The following is a 19,888-nucleotide window of genomic DNA, read 5'->3' on the forward strand; positions in this document are numbered from 1 at the left end:
CGCCCAACGCCTCCTCTCCATGGCCGCAAGCATCTGGCACAACTGGAACACCGGCCTGACCAGCAAACGATCACTCACCGCCTACGACCACTAACACCAACTTCACGGAATCAACCGTCTAGAGCCATCCCGCGGCGCCACATGGCGGCCGTTGGACGCGCTGGACCACGTCGCCGCACCGCTGTTGCTCGTCCACGGTGAGGCCGACGCGCTGATTCCCCCGTCGGAATCGGAAAAGCTGCCACCGGCCTGGCGGAGGCGGGCGACGGGTCAGGCGGCGGTGGCGAATGAGTGGATGTAGGCGAGCGCGCTGTTCAGCACCGCTTCGAGCGGACGCACGTCCCGCATGATCTGGGTGAGCAGGACGCCGCCCTGCAGACCGGTGAGCAGCGCGTAGGACAGTTCGTCGAGATCGGCGTCCGCGCGTAGCTCACCGCGGTCACGCATCGCCTTGAGACCGTTGAGGATCAGGTCCTTCCAGCGCAGGAACCCGTCCGCGATATCGGTGCGGGACTCCTCGTCACTGACCCCGAGTTCGCCGGCCAGTGTGCCGAGATTGCAGTAGCCGCGGCAGTCGTTCGCCAGCTGCTGTTCGATCGCGGCGTCGGCCCAGGCGCGCAGGGCGTCGAAACTGTCGAGCGCTTCGATCCTGGGGCGGGTGGAGTCGAGGGTGGGATCGGCGTGCCGGGTGATGACGGCCCGGATCAGCTCCTGCTTGCTTTCGAAGTAGTGGTACAGCTGCGAGCCGCTCACGCCGGCCTCGGCTCGCACGTCTTCGATGCTGGTACCCGCCACCCCTTGCCGCGCGATGAGCGCCGTTGCGGCGTCGACGATCCGGTTCCTGGTCGCCTGTCCCTTCGGAGTCAGGCGGCGGGGTTTCGACGGTGCGGTCACGTGATCAGCTTAACCCCAAAGAGTGGGTTGCACGATCCAGAATTTCCGGTAGCGTTTTTTTGGACAGAATAATCCAGAAAGTGAGCTGACCACATGACCCAGGCTTCCCGTACCGCTCTGGTCACCGGAACGACCGCCGGCATCGGACGTGCCGTCGCGCTCGAACTGGCCGCCAACGGCATCGAGGTGATCGCGCACGGGCGCGACACCGAGCGTGGCTCCCAGCTGGTGAAGGAGATCGCCGCGCAGGGCGGCACCGCGCGTTTCGTGGCCGCGGACCTCGTCGACGCCGACGAGGTGCTGGCGCTCGCGGACGCCGCCGGTGACGTGGACATCCTGGTGAACAACGCCGGGGTCTACGAGTTCGCGCCCACCGCCGCCACCAGCGTGGACAGCTTCGACCGGCACATCGCGGTCAACACCCGGGCCCCGTTCCTGCTCGTCGGCGCGCTGGCGCCCCGCATGGCCGAGCGCGGGCACGGAGCCGTCATCAACATCAGCGCGACCGCCGCGACGTCCCCGGCCCCGGTCGGCGCCGTGTACGGCGCGTCGAAAGCCGCGCTCGAGATCCTGACCCGCTCCTGGGCAACGGAATTCAGCCCCAGCGGCGTTCGCGTCAACGCCGTCTCCCCCGGCCCCACCCGCACCGCCGGAACGACCGCGATGCTCGGCGAAAACATCGAACTGCTCGGCAAGGCCAACCTGCGCGGCACGATCGGTGAGCCCGAGGAGATCGCCAAGGTCGTGCAGTTCCTGGTGAACACCGACAGCAGCTACATCAACGGCACCGTCATCGTCGCCAACGGTGGCGACCCGACCCTGCTGCCCGGCTGAGCACTCCACCCCACCACACCGATACAAGGAGGTACCGATGACCGCAACCCCGCCTGAGGGCGGCACCGACTACAACTGGCTTCCCGAGGGCTTCACCGTCCGCGAGGTCCAGACCAATGGCGTCCGGCTTTCCGCCGCCGTAGGTGGCAGCGGGCCCGTCCTGGTGCTGTTGCACGGCTGGCCGCAGACCGGGCGCGCCTGGGCACGGGTCATGCCCACCCTGGCCGAGAACCACACCGTCGTCGTGCCCGACCTGCGCGGCACCGGCTCCAGCGAGCGCCCCGCCGACGGCTACCTGAAAACCAACCAGGTCAAGGACATGCGCGGCCTCGTCGAGGGGCTGGGCCTGTCCGGTCCCATCGTCGTGGTCGGCCACGACATCGGCGCCATGGTCGCCTTCGCCTGGGCCGTGCACCGTCCCGAAGACCTGACCGCCGCCGTGGTCCTGGACTGCTTCCTTCCCGGCGTCGACCTCGAAGACTCGATGAACGTCGTCAAGGGAGGCTCGTGGCATTTCGGGTTCTTCGCGGCCCCGCATATCCCGGAAATGCTGTTCGCGGGGCACGAGCTCGAGTTCGTCCAAGCGACGTTCGGCGCCAGGACGACCCCGGGCACGTTCACCGACGAAGAGCTCGAGTTCTACGCCCGCTCCTACACCGGCCATGACCGCGCCCGCGGTGGCTTCGAGCACTACCGCGCGCTGCTCGAAGACGGCCGCGAGAACACTGCCGTGCTGGAGAAGGGCAAGATCACCACGCCGTTGCTGCTCATCGGCGGCAAGGACTCCACCGGCGACCAGACGATCAAGGCACTCGCCCCCCATGCCGAGAAGCTGACCAGCTACGTCGCCGACACTTCACACTTCGTCGCCGAAGAAGCCCCGGAGTGGTTCGTGGAGAAGCTGACCGACTTCCTGGCCAATGCGGGGGCGAAGGTCTGATGAACGTTCTGGTCATCGGCGCCACGGGTTTCGTCGGTGGCGCGGTCGCCCGGCACCTTGCCCAGCAAGGAAATCAGGTCACGGGCCTCGCTCGTTCGGCTGGGTCCGCCGATCGGCTCGCGGCGGACGGCCTGAAACCGCTGCTGGGTGACCTGGACGCCGGCCGTGGCGAGGTGCTCGCCGCGGCGGCGCAGGCCGACGCCGTGGTGTACGCCGCCCAAGTGATGGAGCCCGGCGCCGAAGAGGAGCTGACGTCGGACCTCGTCGGCGCGCTCAAGGGCAGCGGGAAGACGTTCGTGTTCACCTCCGGCACCGGCGTGCTCATGCAGCGCACCGCCGGTTCGTGGAGCGAAGACGTCTACGCCGAGGACGAGCCGTTCACCGTCGAACCGTTCGCCACCGGCCGCCTCGCGGCGGAGAACCTGGCGCGGGCGGCGGCCGATTCGGGCGTGCGTGCCTTCGCGATCCGGCCGGGCATGATCTGGGGCCCCGGTGATCACGGCAACGTCTCGCTGATCTACCAATCGGTCGCCAAGACCGGCGCGGCCTGCTACCTCGGGGAAGGCCTCAACACCTACTCCCACGTGCACATCGACGACGTCGCACACCTCTTCGAGCTGGTCATCGCCAAGGGCACGGCAGGTGGTCTGTACCACGCCGTGGCGGGTGAGACGCCACCACGGTGGATCGCCGAGGCGGTCGCGGCCGACCTGGGCGTGACCGCGCGCAGCCTCACTCCGGAGGAAGCCGCCGACGTGTGGGGCGAGTTCGGCGCGCTCATTCTCGGCGCGTCGGCCCGCAGCCGGGCGCCCCGCAGCCGGCAGGAGCTCGGCTGGCTCCCCCAGCACACCGACATGCTGAGCATGATCGGCGAGCCGCGGCTCAGGCGACTCGCCGCCTCGTGACCGGAAACCGGTACGGCACTATCGCAATGCGACGGTGCCGTACCGGCCATGCCGTCTTGCGCCAAGTGCTCGAAGCGCGGACCTCGATCGACCGTCATGATTGAGGAGTGAGGCGCACCACCTGGAGATCGCAGGCCCCGAAAACCCGGAATCTGGGTGACAATGCGGGCGTTCGGAACGGTTAACTGCTGGGGAGCCCGATCCTGACCAGGGCTCCAACACGAAAGAGGATCAGTCCACGTGCGTATCGGAGTCACACGCGAGACGAAGGCCGGGGAGACGCGGGTAGCCGCGACCCCGGTGACGGTGGGGCAGCTCATCCGTCTCGGCTACGAGGTTGTGGTGGAAACCGGGGCCGGGGCCGCGGCCAGTTTTTCGGATGAGGCGTATACGGCCGCCGGGGCGACGATCGTCGCGCCGGACGACGCGTGGACCGCGGACGTGGTGTTCCGCGTCAACGGTCCCGCCATCGAGGAGGTCGGGCGGCTCAAGCCCGACTCGGCGGTGGTGGGTTTGCTGGCTCCGGCGCAGAATCCGGAGCTGCTCGCGGCACTTGCCGAGCGTGGCGTGACGGCGCTGGCGATGGATTCGGTCCCGCGGATTTCCCGCGCCCAGTCCCTGGATGTGCTCTCCAGCATGGCCAATATCGCCGGGTACCGCGCGGTGATCGAGGCCGCGCACCGGTTCGGCCGGTTCTTCACCGGTCAAGTGACCGCCGCCGGCAAGGTGCCGCCCGCGAAGGTGCTCGTCGCCGGTGCCGGGGTGGCGGGACTGGCGGCGATCGGCGCCGCGTCGTCGCTGGGCGCGATCGTGCGTGCCACCGACCCCCGGCCCGAGGTGGCCGACCAGGTCAAGTCGCTCGGCGGGGAGTACCTCGCGGTGGACGTGGAGCAGGAAGCCTCGTCCGACGGGTACGCCAAAGCCACCTCGGAGGACTACGACAAGCGGGCCGCCGAGATCTATCACGAGCAGGCCGAAGACGTCGACATCATCATCACCACGGCGTTGATCCCCGGCCGTCCCGCCCCGCGGCTGCTCACCGAAGAAGACGTGGCGGCGATGAAACCCGGCTCCGTCGTCGTGGACATGGCCGCGGCCATGGGCGGCAACGTCGCAGGCACCGTCGCCGGTGAGGTCGTGACCACGGCGAACGGGGTCACGATCATCGGCTACACCGACCTTCCCGGCCGTCTGCCCGCGCAGTCGTCCCAGCTGTACGGCACCAACCTGGTCAACCTCCTCAAGCTGCTGACTCCCGAAAAGGACGGGCAGCTCACCCTCGATCTCGAGGATGTCGTGCAGCGCGGCCTGACCGTGGTGCACAACGGGGAAACCCTGTGGCCACCACCGCCGGTGCAGGTTTCCGCGGCTCCCGCCGCGGCCGTGCCCGCCGAGGTGAAGCCGAAGGAGGAGAAGAAACCGCTTTCCGCGGCGGCCCGATACGGGCTGGTCGGCCTGGGCGTGGCGGCGCTGTTCCTGATCAACGCCTTCGCCCCGGCTCCGCTGCCGCAGCATTTCACCGTGCTGACCCTGGCCGTCGTTATCGGCTACTACGTGATCGGCAACGTCCACCACGCCCTGCACACGCCGCTGATGTCGGTCACCAACGCCATCTCCGGCGTCATCGTCGTCGGCGCGATCCTGCAGGTCGGCGTGGCCGACACCGCCGTGCGCAGCCTGTCGACCATCGCGATCCTGTTGGCCAGCATCAACGTCATCGGCGGTTTCGCCGTGACGCGCCGGATGCTTTCCATGTTCCGCAAGAGCTGAAAGGAGACTGGAAAGTGTCCGCCACCTCCATCTCGACCGCGGCCTATCTGGTCGCCGCACTGCTTTTCATCCTGAGCCTCGCCGGCCTGTCCAAACACGAAACCGCCCGCCACGGCGTCGCCTACGGGGTGGCCGGGATGGTCATCGCGCTGGCCGCGACCATCGGTCTCGTCGCCGCCCCGCCGTCGGGCAAGGGGCCGGGTATCGGGATCGTGCTGCTGATCGTCGCCGTCGCGGCCGGTGGTGCCATCGGTCTGTGGCGTGCCCGTGTCGTGGAAATGACCGGCATGCCCCAGCTGATCGCGCTGCTGCACTCGTTCGTCGGGCTCGCCGCGGTGCTCGTCGGCTGGAACGGATATCTGGAAGTCGAAGGCGGCTCGTCGGCCGAGTTCACCGGGAGCCTGCTGGGGATCCACCACGCCGAGGTGTTCATCGGGATCTTCATCGGCGGGGTCACCTTCACCGGCTCGATTGTCGCCTATCTCAAGCTTTCCGCCCGCATCAAGTCCGCCCCGTTGATGCTGCCGGGCAAGAACGTGCTGAACGTCGGTGCGCTGGCGCTGTTCGTGGCGCTGACGGTGTGGTTCGTCATCTCCCCCGCGCTGTGGCTGCTGATCGCGGTCACCGTGCTGGCGCTCGCGCTGGGCTGGCACCTGGTCGCGTCGATCGGCGGCGGGGACATGCCGGTCGTGGTGTCGATGCTGAACAGCTACTCCGGGTGGGCCGCCGCCGCGTCGGGCTTCCTGCTCAACATGGACGTGCTGATCGTCACCGGTGCGCTCGTCGGCTCCTCCGGTGCGTATCTGTCGTACATCATGTGCAAGGCGATGAACCGGTCGTTCATCTCGGTCATCGCGGGCGGCTTCGGGATCGAGGCGCCCGCCGGCGACGACACCGACTACGGCGAGTACCGGGAGGTCTCGGCGGAGAACGCGGCCGATCTGCTCGCGGGTGCGTCCTCGGTCGTGATCACGCCGGGCTACGGGATGGCTGTCGCGCAGGCGCAGTACCCGGTGGCGGAACTGACGCGGCAGCTGCGCGAGCGCGGTGTCGATGTCCGCTTCGGTATCCACCCCGTCGCCGGACGGCTGCCAGGGCACATGAACGTGCTGCTCGCGGAAGCGAAGGTGCCGTACGACATCGTCCTGGAAATGGACGAAATCAACGACGATCTCGCCAGTACGGACGTCGTGCTCGTCATCGGCGCCAACGACACGGTCAACCCGTCCGCGTCGGAGAACCCCGGCAGCCCGATCGCCGGTATGCCGGTGCTGCGGGTGTGGGAGGCCGGCAACGTGATCGTGTTCAAGCGCTCGATGGCGGCTGGGTATGCGGGTGTGCAGAACCCATTGTTCTTCCGGGAGAACAGCCAGATGTTGTTCGGTGACGCGAAAACGAAGGTCGAAGAGATCGTGACGGCGCTCGCCCGCGTCCCCGCCTGAGACCAGCCGAGGAGAACAAGTGCAGATCGGTATCGGACTTCCCAACCAGGTCCGCAACGTCGACCCCACCGTCATCCCGCGGTGGGCCGGGAAGTCCGAACAGGCCGGGTTTTCCACGCTCGGCACACTCGGGCGGAACGCGTACCCGGGCGTCGCCGACACCGTCACCCTCGCGGCGGCGGCCGGGGCGACGAGCAGGATCGGCCTGACACCAGCCGTTCTCCTCGCACCCACCTGGCCGGCGACCCTGCTGGCCAAGGAGGTGGCCGGCATCGACGGCGTGTCCGGCGGCCGCCTCACCCTCGCACTGGGGGTGGGCGGCCGTCCGGACGACTTCGTGGCGCCGGAGTACGGCATGAAGGGCCGTGGCGCGCGCTTCGACCGTGACCTGCGAACGTTCCACGATGTGTGGGCGGGCGAACCCGTCGGCGGCGGCTCGAATCCCGCTGTCCCGCACGGAACCCGTCAGGTCCCGATCCTGATGGGCGGCGGGGTGCCGGCCACGATGCAGCGGATGGCGCGCTGGGGTATCGGCTACATCGGTGGCGCCGGCCCGGCCGCGATGCTCGCGCCGGTTTTCGAGCAGGCGAGGGCAGCCTGGACAGAAGCCGGGCGTGAAGGTTCACCACGCCTGGTCGCGATCGCCTACTTCACCCTGGGTGACCCGGATTCCGGCCGCGCGAACATCCTGGACTTCTACGCGGGTTCCGATTTCGCGGAACTCTCCGTCCAGGCGGCCTCCTTCTCGCCGGATGCGATCAAAACCATTGTGGCGCAATGGGAAGAGGTGGGTGCCGACGAGCTCATCCTGTTCCCGTGGACCCCGGACCTCGCCGAGATCGACCGCCTCGCCGAGGTCGTTTTCTGAGCCCTGTCGCCGGTGTGCGCCAGGCAATCGCGACGACCGCGAGCACACAGAGGACCCCACCGCTGACCAGCGCGGCCGGCCCTGAAGTCACGCTCGCGACCAGGCCCGCCCGCAGGTTCCCGAGGTCGGGGCCGGCCATGCCGACGATCTGCTCGGCAGCGCTGACCCGGCCCCGGACCGCGTCGGGCGTATGGAGCTGCACCACGGTCCCGCGGGCGATGACGGAGACCGTGTCGGCGACGCCCGCCAGCACCAGGAAACCCAGCCCCAGCCACGGATTCGGCGCGATCCCGAACAGCGCCAGCGAGATGCCCCATCCCGCCGCGCCGATGATCATGACGAGCCCCGGCCGTGGCAGCCGGGTGTAGGTCCCCGAGAAGACCGACGCGAGGACCCCGCCGACGGCGATCGAGGTCAGGAACAGCCCCAAAGTCCGCGGGTTGTCGCCGAAGCGTTCGGCGTTGATCAGCGGGAACAGGCTGATCGGCATGGACAGGACCGTCGCGGCCAGGTCGGTGAGCAGCGCACCCCGCACGACAGGGGTGCGCAGGAGGAACGACAGGCCGTCGGTCACTCCCTTCACGCCCGCGCGCGAAGCGTCCCCGGCTGGACGCATGGGCGGCAGGCCGAACGCGCCGTAGAACGCCAGCAGGAACGTGATCGCGTCGAGGGTGTAGCAACCGCCGGGGCCGAGCAGGCCCAGGAGGACACCACCAACGGCCGGGCCCAGCATCATCGCGCCCTGGAACGAAATCCGGTTCAACGCCAGCCCCGCGCCCAGTTGCCCGGGAGGCAGCAACCGCGGGATGAAGGTGCCCCCCGCGGGCCCGGAGCCCGCCACAGACCCAGAAACGCCTGTATCGCAAGAACAATCGAGCACACCGCCTGACCGGCCTGCGTGCCGAGGTAGAACCGGCGACGTTCGGTACGGTCCACAATGGACCCCGCGAACAGGCCGAAGACGAGGATCGGCAATGCCTGTGCAAGACCCGCGGCGCCGGTCCAGGCCGGGCTCGACGTTTGCTGCCACACCTGGAACAGCACCGCGACCAGCGTCAGCTGACTCCCGAAGACGGAAAACGTGCGGCCGATCCAGAACCGGCGGAACACGGGTGACGACCGCAGCGGGGTGACGTCCAGTAGCGCGTTCCTCACCGGCCTGACGGTACGGAACCACGCAAATCAATAACCCATCGCACGCGTTGGAGTGAGTGTGATGGCGCCCACCCCGGGAGCTGCCTACTGTCAATGCGCATGGTGACAAATCCGTCTTTTAAGCCGTTCGGGCTCGGCACGACGGACGGCATGCGGGAAACCGTGCGCAGGGTCACCGGCCGGTGGTGGCTGGTCACCCTGTTCGGGGTGGCGACCGTGGTGCTCGGGGTCCTCCTGCTGGTGCACCTGGCGACCGCGGTCGGAGCACTGGCCATCCTCGTCGCGATCGCGCTGATCGTCGACGGGATCGACGAGCTGGTCACGGCCGACCGGCAGCGCCGCCGCTGGGCCGCCTATGCGCTCGGCGCGGTGTGGATCGTCATCGGGGTGATCGCGCTCGTCTGGCCGGGCATCACGCTGCTGGCGCTGGCGGTGACCATCGGGATCGGCCTCATCGTCGGCGGGATCATGCAGGTCATGATGGCGGTGTCGATGCGCGCCGAACTGCCGATGTGGGGGCTGTGGCTCGCGCTGGGCATCGTCACGGTGATCATCGGCGTCCTCGCGCTCGCGTGGCCGGGCATCACGATCCTGACGCTGGCCATCTGGCTCGGCATCATCCTCGTGGTCCGCGGCTTCGGAGCGGTCTGGTTCAGCCTCATGCTCCGCCGGGCACATCAGCTCGCCTGAGTCCAACGCCACCCATGCCCACCGGTAGCGCGGGCCCGGCCGGACCGCGATGCTTTACGGGTGCAGCCGGATCTCCCTGACCTCACCGCCCTCGCCGACGCTTACGGAGTCGCCACCCGCTACGAAAACGCCGAACAACGCGAGGTCGTCGTCGACACCGACGTCGTCGTCGCGGTCCTCGCCCAGTTCGGGGTGGACGCCTCGACGCCGGAAGCGATCGGGCGCGAGCTCGCCGCGGTGCGCGAAACCCGTGCCCGCACAGCACTTCCGCCGACACTCGTGCTCCGCGAGGGCACCGGGTACGAAACCGGCCCGGCCGTGGTGGAGCTCGAAGACGGGGCGCGGCGCACGGTCGAGGAGTTCCTGCCCGGCGACCTTCCCCTCGGCTGGCACCGCGTGGTCACCGCGGAACAGAACGTCACGGTGGCCGTCGTGCCACGGCGCCTGCCCGAAGTGCCGCCCGCGTGGGGCTGGATGCTGCAGCTGTACGCGCTGCGCTCGGACGAATCGTGGGGCGCGGGGGACTACGCGGACCTCGCGGTGATGGCCCGCCGGTCCGCCGACGAGCTGGGCGCCGGGGTGCTGCTGGTGAACCCGGTGCAGGCGATCAGCCCGACGCACCCCGTCGAACGCTCGCCGTATTCGCCGTCGAGCCGCCGCTTCGCGAACCCGCTCTACCTGCGGGTCACCGCCACGAAAGCGTTTGCGACCGCCGACGAGACGACCCGCGAACGCATCATGGCGCGCAAACCGGACTCCGCCGAGCTGATCGACTACGACGCGGTGTGGCGCGCCAAGCTTGCCGCGCTGGAAATGCTGTGGCCACAGGAAGTTCCCGAGCCCGACCCGGCGCTGGAGGACTTCGCGACGTTCAGCGCGCTCGCCGAACAGCACGGCCCGGACTGGCGTGACTGGCCTGAGCCGTTGCGTGACCCGCGAAGTCCCGAGGTCGCGAAGGCACGCGTGGAGCTCGCGGACCGGATCGCGTTCCACGGCTGGTTGCAGCACCTGTGCCGCGAACAGCTCGACGCGGCACGGAAGGCCGCCGCGGACATGCCCGTGGGCATCGTGCACGACATGCCGGTCGGGGTGCACCCCGGCGGCGCGGACACGTGGGCGCTCGGGGACGCCTTCGCGCCCGACGTCCGGGTCGGCGCGCCGCCGGACGCGTTCAGCCAGCAGGGCCAGGACTGGAGCCTGCCGCCGTGGCGGCCGGACCGGCTGGCCGAGCTGGGTTACGCGCCGTTCCGTGACGTCCTGCGCAACGTGCTGCGCTACGCCGACGGCGTGCGCATCGACCATGTCGCCGGATTGTGGCGGTTGTGGTGGATCCCACCGGGCGAGCCGCCGTCACGCGGCACGTACGTGCACTACGACGCCGAGGCGATGATGGGCGTGCTGGCGCTCGAAGCCCATCGGGCCGGTGCGGTGGTCGTCGGCGAAGACCTGGGCACTGTGGAGGCCGAGGTCACCGAGACCTTGCACGAACGCGGCGTGCTGAGCTCGGCCGTGCTGTGGTTTCAGCGCGACTACGACTTGCCGGGCCATCCGTTCATCGCGCCGGGAAGCTGGGATGCTGAGGCCATGGCGAGCATCACCACGCACGACCTGCCCACCGTGGCCGGCTGGCTCGACGGCGAGCACGTCCGGGTGCGGGCCGAACTGGGTCTGCTCGACGGGTCAGTGGAACGCGAGTACGCCTCGGCGCGGAAGGAACGCGAAGAACTCACCGATTTCCTTGTCCAGCAAGGTATTTCCCACGACGACATGGTGGCGGCGCTGCACGCACTGCTCGCCCGCGCGTCGTCCCGGCTGTTGCTCACCGCACCGGCGGATGTGCTCGGCGAGCGCCGTCAGCCGAACCTGCCGGGCACGGTCAGCGAGTATCCGAACTGGCGGATACCCTTGCCCGTCACCGTCGACGAGTTCTTCGCGCACTCGCGCGTCCGCCGCCTGATCACCACGCTGCGGGCCGCCCGCCCGCAGCAAGATTGAGGAGAAGCACGTGCCTCCCTGGCCCGGAACGGCCTACCCGCTCGGCGCCACCTACGACGGCGTCGGCACCAACTTCGCGTTGTTCTCCGAATCCGCGGACCGTGTCGAGCTGTGCCTCATCGACGAGGACGGCAAGGAAGAACGCGTCGTGCTGCCCGAGGTCGACGGGTTCGTGCACCACGGCTACCTTCCCGGGATCGGCGCCGGGCAGCGTTACGGCTACCGCGTATACGGCCCGTACGAACCGGAAAAAGGGCACCGCTGCAACCCGAACAAGTTGCTGCTCGACCCGTACGCGAAGGCGATCTCCGGCAACGTCGACTGGGACGAGTCACTGTTCGGTTACCCGTTCGGCTCCCCCGACGAGCGCAACGACCTGGACTCGGCCGCGCATGTGCCGCATTCGCTGGTGGTGAGCCCGTTCTTCGACTGGGCCGACGACCGGCCGCCCCGCACGCCGTACAACGAATCCGTGATCTACGAGGCGCATGTCCGCGGGCTGACGATGAACCATCCGGCGGTGCCGAAGCGGCTTCGCGGCACATATGCGGGGCTCGCACATCCGGCCGTGCTGGAGCATCTCAAGCAGCTCGGAGTGACCGCGATCGAGCTGATGCCGGTGCACCAGTTCATCACCGATCACGGGCTCGTGGAAAAAGGCCTGCGCAACTACTGGGGCTACAACACGATCGGGTTTTTCGCGCCGCACGAGGGTTACGCGGCGATCCCCGAGCAGGCCGGGCAGGTGCAGGAGTTCAAGGGCATGGTGCGCGCCCTGCACGAAGCCGATATCGAAGTCATTCTCGACGTGGTCTACAACCACACCGCCGAGGGCAACCACCTCGGCCCGACGCTGTCCATGCGCGGGATCGACAACCAGGCCTACTACCGGCTGGTCGACGACGAGCCGCAGTACTACATGGACTACACGGGCACCGGGAACTCGCTCAACGTGCGCAACCCGCACACCCTGCAGCTGATCATGGACTCGTTGCGGTACTGGGTCACCGAGATGCACGTCGACGGGTTCCGCTTCGACCTCGCCGCCACGCTGGCCCGCGAGTTCTACGACGTGGACCGGCTGTCCACGTTCTTCGATCTGGTGCAGCAGGACCCGGTGGTGAGCCGGGTGAAGCTCATCGCCGAACCGTGGGACGTCGGCCCCGGCGGTTACCAGGTCGGCAACTTCCCTCCACTGTGGACAGAATGGAACGGGAAGTTCCGTGACACGGTAAGGGATTTCTGGCGCGGTGAGTCCGCGACACTGGGCGAGTTCGCGTCGCGGATCGCCGGCTCGTCGGATCTGTACCAGGACGACGGCCGCCGCCCGTTCGCCTCGATCAACTTCGTCACCGCGCACGACGGGTTCACGTTGCAGGATCTGGTGTCCTACAACGACAAGCACAACGACGCCAACGGTGAAGGCGGCCGCGACGGAGCCAACGACAACCGCTCGTGGAACTGCGGTGTCGAGGGCGAGACGGACGATCCCGAGGTCCTCGCGTTGCGCGAGCGGCAGCGCCGGAACCTGCTCGCCACCCTGTTGCTGTCCCAGGGCGTGCCGATGATCCTGCACGGTGACGAGATGGGCCGCACCCAGCAGGGCAACAACAACGCCTACTGCCAGGACAACGACATCTCGTGGGTGGACTGGGGAATGGTCGACCAGAACCCGCGGCTGATCGATTTCGTGGGCAGGCTTGCGGAGTTCCGGCGGCGGCACCCGGTGTTCCGGCGGCGCCGGTTCTTCCAGGGCAAGCCGATCCGCAAGAGCGACGAGGTCGCCGACATCGCCTGGTTCACCCCCTCCGGCAGCGAGATGAAGGAGCAGAACTGGGACGACGGGTTCGGCAAGTCCGTCGTCGTGTTCCTCAACGGGGACGGCATTCCCGACCTCGACCCGCGCGGGATGCCGGTGAAGGACGACTCGTTCCTGATGGCGTTCAACGCACATTACGAGGACATCGAGCTGACCATTCCGGACGGCGAGTACGGCGCGGAGTGGGCGATCATGATCGACACGGCCAAGGGCGAGATCATCGAGGAACCCGCGGAGCCGGATGTCGCGGCGGGCCAACAGGTCACGCTCGCGGCCCGGTCGCTGATGGTGCTGCAGCGGGTCGAACGGGACGAGGAATGACTCCCGGCCCGACCCAGCCCAGTTCGACCTACCGGCTCCAACTGCGTCCCGAGTTCACCTTCGCCGATGCCTTGCGCCAGGTGGATTACCTGCGCAAGCTCGGTGCCGGGGCGCTCTACGCGTCGCCGGTGCTGGACGCGGCGCCCGGTTCGGCCCACGGCTACGACGTGGTCGATCCGACGCGGGCGCGGCCCGAGCTGGGCGGTGAGGACGGACGGCGGGCGCTGGCCGCGAAGCTGAGTGAGGCCGGGCTGGGGTTCGTCGTGGACATCGTGCCCAACCACATGGCGGTGCCGAACCCGTGGTGGCAGGACGTGTTGCGGCACGGGCAGTCCTCGGCGTACGCGTCCTATTTCGACATCGACTGGAGCCGCGGCCGCATCGTGCTGCCGGTACTCGGGGACAGCATCGACCTGACGGCCGAGCTGACCGTCGAGGGTGACGAACTCGTCTACTACGACCATCGGTTTCCCCTCGCGCCGGGCACCGAGGGCGGCACGCCGGATGAGGTGCACGCGCGTCAGCACTACGAACTCGTGCACTGGCGCCGCGGTAACACCGAGCTGAACTACCGGCGGTTCTTCGACATCACCACGCTCGCCGCGGTGCGCGTCGAGCTGCCCGAGGTTTTCCAGGCGACGCACGGAGAAGTGCTGCGCTGGGTCGCCGCGGGTGAGGTGACCGGGCTGCGTGTCGACCATCCGGACGGCCTCGCCGACCCGGGTGGCTACCTGCGCGCCTTGCGTGCCGGCGCACCGGACGCGTGGCTCGTCGTCGAGAAAATCCTGCACCCGGGCGAGAATCTGCCGCAGAGCTGGCCGGTGGACGGCACGACAGGGTACGACGCGTTGCGCGAGATCACCGGTGTTTTCGTCGATCCCGTGGCGGCGCCCCGGTTTTCGCTGCTGGCCGGTTCGCCGGACTACCCGGCCGTCGAGGAAGAGGCGCGGCGCCTGGTCACCGACACGATCCTGGTCGCGGAGATGCGGCGGATCGGCGCGCTGGTGCCCGCGCCCCACGGCCCCGAAGCGGTGGCCGAGCTGATGATCGCGTTCCCGGTGTACCGCTCGTACCTGCCCGAAGGATCGGCGCACTGGGCGCTCGCGGTCGAGCGGGTCAAATCGAAACGGCCGGACCTGGCGTCCACAGTGGACACGATCGACCGGTTGCTGCGCACCGATCCGCGTGGTGAACTCGCGACGCGGATCCAGCAGACCTCCGGCATGGTCGTCGCGAAAGGCACCGAGGACACGACGTTCTACCGGTACACCCGGTTCGCCGCGCTGAACGAGGTCGGCGGGTCACCCGATCATTTCGGGCTGGGCGTACCGGAGTTCCACGAACTGGCCGCCGCTCGCGAGGCCGGGCATCCCGCGACGATGACGACGCTGACCACGCATGACACCAAGCGATCGGAGGACGTCCGGGCCCGGCTGGCGGTCCTGTCGGAGCTGGCGGACGAGTTCGCGGACGCGGTCGAGCGGTGGACGGAAAAGCACGGCATCGACGAGCCCGCGCTGAACCTGCTGGCGTGGCAGACCCTCGTCGGCGCCTGGCCGATCACGGCCGACCGGCTGCATGAGTATCTGGACAAGGCCGCCAAGGAAGCCAAGATCCGCACCACGTGGACCGAGCACGACGAAGCCTTCGAGGCGGAGATCGCGGCCTGGCCGTCACGGGTGCTCGACGACCCGGACGTCGAGGCGTTCGTCGAGCGGATCAAAGGGCCCGGCTGGTCGAACTCGCTGGGGCAGAAGCTGATCCAGCTGACCGCACCGGGCGTGCCGGATGTGTACCAGGGCACCGAACTGTGGGATCTGTCCCTTGTGGACCCGGACAACCGGCGTGCGGTCGACTACGGCCTGCGGCACGAGATGCTCGAGAAGATCCGGGCGGGAGAGCTGCCGGAGATCGACGACACCGGCGCGGCGAAGCTGCTCGTCGTGCACAAGGCACTGACGCTGCGGCGCGAGCGGCCGGAGCTTTTCCATGGCTACCAACCATTGCACGCCGAAGGACCGGCCGCCGCGCATGCCGTCGCGTTCGCGCGCACCGGCTTGGTCGTCGTCGCGACAAGGCTTCCGGTCACGCTCACGGCTTCGGGTGGCTGGCGGGACACGGTGCTGCCGCTGCCGCCCGGCTCGTGGACCGATGTGCTGACCGGTGCGCCCGCCGTGCCGGAGCTTTCGTCGCTGCTGTCCCGTTATCCCGTGGCACTGCTGGTGCGAGGAGAAGCATGACGTTCCGGGTGTGGGCGCCGGCGCACGAGCGCGTCCGGGTCCGGGTGGACGGCACCGACCACGAGATGACCCGTGACGGCGAGTGGTGGCACGCGGACGCGAGTGGCACCGACTACGCGTTCCTGTTGGGGGACAACGAAAATCCGCTGCCGGACCCACGCTCACGGTGGCAGCCCGAAGGCGTGCACGGACCTTCCCGCGGCTACGACCACGGCGCGTTCGCATGGACCGACCAGGCGTGGACGGGCCGCGCGCTGCCCGGCGGGGTTCTCTACGAGCTGCACATCGGCACCTTCACCGAGGGCGGTACGTTCGACTCGGCGATCGGAAAACTGGACTATCTGGCGGATCTCGGCGTCACGTTCGTCGAAGTTCTGCCGGTGAACTCGTTCGATGGCACGGCCGGCTGGGGTTACGACGGCGTGCTGTGGGGCGCCGTGCACGAACCCTACGGCGGGCCGGACGGGTTCAAACGGTTCGTCGACGCCTGTCACCGGCGCGGTCTCGCGGTGGTGCTCGACGTCGTCTACAACCACCTCGGCCCGTCCGGCGCGTATCTGGACCGGTTCGGCCCGTATTTCGCCGGGCAGAACGACTGGGGTCCGGGTCTCAACCTCGACGGCGAGGGTTCCGACGAGGTCCGGCGGTACGTCATCGACAACGCGCTCGGGTGGCTGCGGGACTTCCACATGGACGCGCTGCGGCTGGACGCGGTGCACGCGCTGGCCGACCGCCGCGCCACGCATCTGCTGGAGGAGCTGGCGGTCGAGGTGGAAGCGCTTTCCGCCGCGGTGCGCCGGCCGTTGACGCTGATCGCGGAGTCGGACCTGAACGACCCGAAGCTGGTCACCGCCCGCGAAGCGCACGGCTACGGCCTGGACGCGCAATGGTCCGACGATCTGCACCACGCGTTGCACGTGGCGCTGACCGGCGAAACGAGCGGGTACTACGCGGATTTCGCCGCGCCCGATGCACTCCCCCGCACGCTGCGGGAGGTTTTCTTCCATGCCGGCACGTGGTCGTCGTTCCGCGGCCGCACGCACGGCCGCCCGGTGGACACGCGGACCGTGCCGGGCCACCGGTTCCTGGCCTACCTGCAAAACCACGACCAGATCGGCAACCGCGCGACCGGCGACCGGCTGTCCGCCACCGTGTCACCGGGCCGGCTGGCCTGCGGTGCCGCGATCGTCTTCTGCTCGCCGTACACACCGATGATCTTCATGGGCGAGGAGTGGGCGGCGAGTACGCCGTGGCAGTTCTTCGCGTCGTTCCCGGATCCGGAGCTGGCCGAGGCCGTGCGCACGGGCCGCCGCCGGGAGTTCGCCCGCCACGGCTGGGGCGAGGCCGACGTGCCGGACCCCATCGACCCGGCGACGGTCGAGCGCTCCCGGTTGCGCTGGGCGGAGGTTTCCGAGCCGGGCCACCGCGAAATGCTGGCGCTGTACCGGTCCCTCATCGCACTCCGGCGAGACCGCGCCGAGCTGACGGACCCGGCACTGGACCACCTGACGGTGCGCACGGAGGGCTCCTGGCTGGTCCTGCACCGCGGCCGTCTGCGGCTGGCGGTGAACCTCGGCGAGGAGCCGGTGACCGTGCCGCTGGACGGCGAAACCGCCGGCATCCTGCTGTCCTGGGGCGAGGCGACCGCGTCCAGCAGCGCCGCTGCCCTGCCTCCGGAGACGTTCGTGCTGCTGGAACTGGCGTCCTGACCTGGGCGTGTGCGGAATGTCGTACCGAACTGAGAAGATCGCAAGATGGCCATCCGACCGTCCGCCGACACACCCGTCCTCGCCGGGCGCCCGTTCCCGCTGGGTGCGCATCCCGAGGGAGGCGGCGTCCGGTTCGCGGTCACGTCCACGGTCGCCGAGGCCGTCGAAGTCTGCCTCATCGCCGATGACGGCACCGAGCGGCGCGTCGAGCTGACCGAGCGCACCTTCGGCGTCTGGCACGGCCTGGTCCCCGGCGTCACCTCCGGTCAGCGCTACGGCTACCGCGTGCACGGCCCGTATGCCCCGCACCAAGGGCTGCGGTGTAATCCCGCCAAGCTGCTCGTCGACCCGTATGCCACGCACCTCACCGGCGCGCTGACCGATCTGGACGCGGCGCTGGGCTACGTCGGCGACCCCATGCACGGCAAACCGTCCAAAGTGGACTCGCTGGGCAGCGTGCCGCTGTCGGTCGTCGGCTCGCACGGCGGTCCGGACACCGGGCTCAAGCCCGAGGTGCCGTTCGAGGAGACGGTCATCTACGAGCTGCACGTCAAGGGATTCACCCAGCAGCACCCGTTCCTGCCCGCCCACCTGCGCGGCACCTACCTCGGCCTGGCGCACCCGGTGGTCATCGAGCATCTGCTGCGCCTCGGCGTCACCGCCGTCGAACTGCTGCCGGTGCATTGGTTCACCGAGGAGCCCTACCTCGTGCGGACCGGCCGCCGCAACTACTGGGGCTACTCGCCGCTCGGCTACTTCGCCCCGCACGCCGGGTACGCGAGCGAGCCCGGCCGCGAGGTCGAGGAGTTCCGCACGATGGTCGCCGCGCTGCACGCGGTCAACATCGAAGTGATCATGGACGTCGTCTTCAACCACACCTGCGAAGGCGGTTTCGAGGGCCCGACGCTGAGTTTCCGCGGCCTCGACGCGCCCGCCTACTACCTGCACGGCCCGCGCGGCGGCGGCTTCGACCTCACCGGCTGTGGCAACACACTGCAAGCCGGCTCCCCCACGGTGATCCGGCTGGTCACCGACTCGCTGCGGTACTGGGCCACCGAGATGGGCGTCGACGGGTTCCGCTTCGACCTCGCCAGCACGCTGGGCCGCCCGCACGGTGGCGCCTTCGACCGGGATTCCGCGATGCTCACCGCGATCACCACCGACCCGGTGCTCTCGCGCTGCAAGCTGATCGCCGAGCCGTGGGACGTTACGGGCGAGGGCTACCGCGTCGGCGCCTTCGGCGCGCAGTGGGCCGAGTGGAACGGCCGCTACCGGGACACGGTGCGCGATTTCTGGCGCGGCACGGTCCGGGTGGACGACCTCGCCTTCCGGTTGTCCGGCTCGTCGGACCTGTACGACCACGGCCTGCGCCGGCCGTGGCAGTCGATCAACTTCATCACCGCGCACGACGGGTTCACCCTGCGGGACCTGGTGTCCTACAACGAAAAGCACAACGAGGCCAACGGCGAGGACAACCGCGACGGCACGAATGACAACCGCTCGTGGAACCACGGCACCGAGGGGCCGACCGACGATCCGGAGATCAACGCCGTGCGCGGGCGCCAGGCCCGCAACCTGCTCGCGACGCTGCTGCTGTCCACCGGCACCCCGATGCTCACGGCGGGCGACGACCTGTGGCGCACCCAGCACGGCAACAACAACGCCTACTGCCTCGACGACGAGACGTCCTGGGTCGACTGGGCGGGTGGGGCGGAGTCCGAGTCGATGCTCGAGTTCACGCGGCGGTTGATCCGCCTGCGCGCCGAAAGCCCGGCACTGCGCCAGCCGGAGTTCTTCGAAGGCCGCACCACCCCCAGTGGCACACCGGATCTATTGTGGCTACGGCCGGACGCGACGGAGATGACCGAGAAGGACTGGTTCGACGACGATCGCCGCACGCTCGGCATGTGGATCGACGGATCGAACAGCCAGTCGCGCACCCGCGAGGGTGAACTTATCCCGGACCACTCGTGGTTGCTGTGCCTGCACGCCGGTGCCGCGCCGGTGGAGATCACCCTGCCCGGCGTCGCGTTCGGCGAGTCGTTCGAACCGATGCTCGACACCAATTCCCCTGACGGCATACCGGAAAAGTCCCTTGCGCTGGAGCCGGGCAGCCGGCTGACGCTGCCGGCTCGATCGCTGCTTTTGTTGCGCGCACCCCGCTGAAAGTGACACGCCGGTTACTACTCGGTGCTCACACTGGACAGGAGTCGCGCGGCGGCAGAAAGTGACAACCGATAGGTTTGCGCTTGTCTGCGGCCGGGTATGTCGTACCCAGTTTTTTGCGTGTGGCCGCGGCTTCCACG

The 19,888-nt window shown here is 68.9% G+C and carries 15 protein-coding genes and 1 pseudogene; 13 read left to right on the forward strand and 3 right to left on the reverse strand.

Annotated features, from left to right (window positions below):
- Positions 1 to 94, forward strand: a pseudogene (locus tag GKO32_RS40800) (IS982 family transposase); the annotation flags it as partial.
- A 176-nt stretch (positions 95 to 270) separates the two neighbouring features.
- Here the strand turns inward: GKO32_RS40800 and GKO32_RS34255 are convergent.
- Positions 271 to 894, reverse strand: coding sequence for a TetR/AcrR family transcriptional regulator (locus GKO32_RS34255; RefSeq protein ID WP_312869039.1), 624 nt, complete (start codon positions 892 to 894; stop codon positions 271 to 273).
- A 93-nt stretch (positions 895 to 987) separates the two neighbouring features.
- On the opposite strand from GKO32_RS34255, the gene GKO32_RS34260 reads away from it, so the two are divergent.
- The 6 genes from GKO32_RS34260 to GKO32_RS34285 all read left to right on the forward strand — a co-directional run bounded on the left by GKO32_RS34260 (position 988) and on the right by GKO32_RS34285 (position 7,653).
- Positions 988 to 1,728 (forward strand): SDR family NAD(P)-dependent oxidoreductase, encoded by a 741-nt coding sequence (locus GKO32_RS34260; protein WP_154761079.1) that lies wholly within the window; start codon positions 988 to 990, stop codon positions 1,726 to 1,728.
- A 37-nt stretch (positions 1,729 to 1,765) separates the two neighbouring features.
- Positions 1,766 to 2,668 carry an alpha/beta fold hydrolase gene (locus GKO32_RS34265; RefSeq protein WP_154761080.1) on the forward strand — a complete coding sequence of 301 codons (903 nt, stop codon included), beginning with the start codon at positions 1,766 to 1,768 and terminating at the stop codon, positions 2,666 to 2,668.
- Positions 2,668 to 3,573 carry an NAD-dependent epimerase/dehydratase family protein gene (locus tag GKO32_RS34270; RefSeq protein WP_154761081.1) on the forward strand — a complete coding sequence of 302 codons (906 nt, stop codon included), beginning with the start codon at positions 2,668 to 2,670 and terminating at the stop codon, positions 3,571 to 3,573. The genes GKO32_RS34265 and GKO32_RS34270 overlap by 1 nt, the downstream gene beginning before the upstream one ends.
- Positions 3,574 to 3,813: 240 nt before the next feature.
- Complete coding sequence (locus GKO32_RS34275; RefSeq protein ID WP_312869041.1) at positions 3,814 to 5,343, forward strand: Re/Si-specific NAD(P)(+) transhydrogenase subunit alpha; 1,530 nt, start codon at positions 3,814 to 3,816, stop codon at positions 5,341 to 5,343.
- A gap of 14 nt (positions 5,344 to 5,357) precedes the next feature.
- Entirely contained in the window at positions 5,358 to 6,785 is a 1,428-nt protein-coding gene (gene pntB, locus GKO32_RS34280; protein ID WP_312869042.1) for a Re/Si-specific NAD(P)(+) transhydrogenase subunit beta, read from the forward strand.
- A gap of 19 nt (positions 6,786 to 6,804) precedes the next feature.
- Positions 6,805 to 7,653 carry an LLM class flavin-dependent oxidoreductase gene (locus tag GKO32_RS34285; protein ID WP_312869043.1) on the forward strand — a complete coding sequence of 283 codons (849 nt, stop codon included), beginning with the start codon at positions 6,805 to 6,807 and terminating at the stop codon, positions 7,651 to 7,653.
- Here GKO32_RS34285 and GKO32_RS34290 read toward each other — a convergent pair.
- Both GKO32_RS34290 and GKO32_RS40005 read right to left on the reverse strand, forming a co-directional pair.
- On the reverse strand, positions 7,589 to 8,452 hold the full coding sequence (locus tag GKO32_RS34290; protein WP_281354466.1) for an MFS transporter: 864 nt from the start codon (positions 8,450 to 8,452) through the stop codon (positions 7,589 to 7,591). The two genes, GKO32_RS34285 and GKO32_RS34290, sit on opposite strands and share 65 nt — an antisense overlap.
- A complete protein-coding gene (locus GKO32_RS40005) occupies positions 8,413 to 8,808 on the reverse strand; it encodes an MFS transporter (RefSeq protein WP_312869045.1) in 396 nt (131 codons plus the stop codon). The genes GKO32_RS34290 and GKO32_RS40005 overlap by 40 nt, the downstream gene beginning before the upstream one ends.
- A gap of 99 nt (positions 8,809 to 8,907) precedes the next feature.
- Here GKO32_RS40005 and GKO32_RS34295 point away from each other — a divergent pair, with 99 nt between their 5' ends.
- Genes GKO32_RS34295 through glgX (GKO32_RS34320) form a run of 6 tightly spaced genes read left to right on the forward strand, consistent with a single transcriptional unit; the run spans position 8,908 to position 19,748 of the window.
- Positions 8,908 to 9,498 (forward strand): HdeD family acid-resistance protein, encoded by a 591-nt coding sequence (locus GKO32_RS34295; protein ID WP_154761082.1) that lies wholly within the window; start codon positions 8,908 to 8,910, stop codon positions 9,496 to 9,498.
- A gap of 60 nt (positions 9,499 to 9,558) precedes the next feature.
- On the forward strand, positions 9,559 to 11,493 hold the full coding sequence (gene malQ / locus GKO32_RS34300; protein ID WP_312869047.1) for a 4-alpha-glucanotransferase: 1,935 nt from the start codon (positions 9,559 to 9,561) through the stop codon (positions 11,491 to 11,493).
- A gap of 10 nt (positions 11,494 to 11,503) precedes the next feature.
- Positions 11,504 to 13,633, forward strand: a complete 2,130-nt coding sequence (glgX, locus tag GKO32_RS34305) for a glycogen debranching protein GlgX (RefSeq protein ID WP_312869049.1) — start codon at positions 11,504 to 11,506, stop codon at positions 13,631 to 13,633.
- On the forward strand, positions 13,630 to 15,873 hold the full coding sequence (gene treY / locus GKO32_RS34310) for a malto-oligosyltrehalose synthase (protein WP_154761083.1): 2,244 nt from the start codon (positions 13,630 to 13,632) through the stop codon (positions 15,871 to 15,873). Before glgX (GKO32_RS34305) ends, treY begins: the two co-directional genes overlap by 4 nt.
- Positions 15,870 to 17,582, forward strand: a complete 1,713-nt coding sequence (gene treZ, locus GKO32_RS34315) for a malto-oligosyltrehalose trehalohydrolase (protein WP_154761084.1) — start codon at positions 15,870 to 15,872, stop codon at positions 17,580 to 17,582. The genes treY and treZ overlap by 4 nt, the downstream gene beginning before the upstream one ends.
- 45 nt (positions 17,583 to 17,627) lie before the next feature.
- Complete coding sequence (glgX, locus tag GKO32_RS34320; RefSeq protein WP_154761085.1) at positions 17,628 to 19,748, forward strand: glycogen debranching protein GlgX; 2,121 nt, start codon at positions 17,628 to 17,630, stop codon at positions 19,746 to 19,748.
- The last annotated feature ends 140 nt before the right edge of the window (positions 19,749 to 19,888 follow it).

This window comes from Amycolatopsis pithecellobii (genome assembly GCF_009707865.1).
GTDB lineage: Bacteria > Actinomycetota > Actinomycetes > Mycobacteriales > Pseudonocardiaceae > Amycolatopsis_E > Amycolatopsis_E pithecellobii.

Excerpts from the sequence above, each read along its gene's own strand:
- treZ (WP_154761084.1), top strand. The coding sequence starts at position 15,870 with ATGACGTTCCGGGTGTGGGCGCCGGCGCACGAGCGCGTCCGGGTCCGG.
- glgX (WP_154761085.1), top strand. The coding sequence starts at position 17,628 with ATGGCCATCCGACCGTCCGCCGACACACCCGTCCTCGCCGGGCGCCCG.
- GKO32_RS34260 (WP_154761079.1), top strand. The coding sequence starts at position 988 with ATGACCCAGGCTTCCCGTACCGCTCTGGTCACCGGAACGACCGCCGGC.
- treY (WP_154761083.1), top strand. The coding sequence starts at position 13,630 with ATGACTCCCGGCCCGACCCAGCCCAGTTCGACCTACCGGCTCCAACTG.
- GKO32_RS34265 (WP_154761080.1), top strand. The coding sequence starts at position 1,766 with ATGACCGCAACCCCGCCTGAGGGCGGCACCGACTACAACTGGCTTCCC.
- GKO32_RS34295 (WP_154761082.1), top strand. The coding sequence starts at position 8,908 with ATGGTGACAAATCCGTCTTTTAAGCCGTTCGGGCTCGGCACGACGGAC.
- GKO32_RS34270 (WP_154761081.1), top strand. The coding sequence starts at position 2,668 with ATGAACGTTCTGGTCATCGGCGCCACGGGTTTCGTCGGTGGCGCGGTC.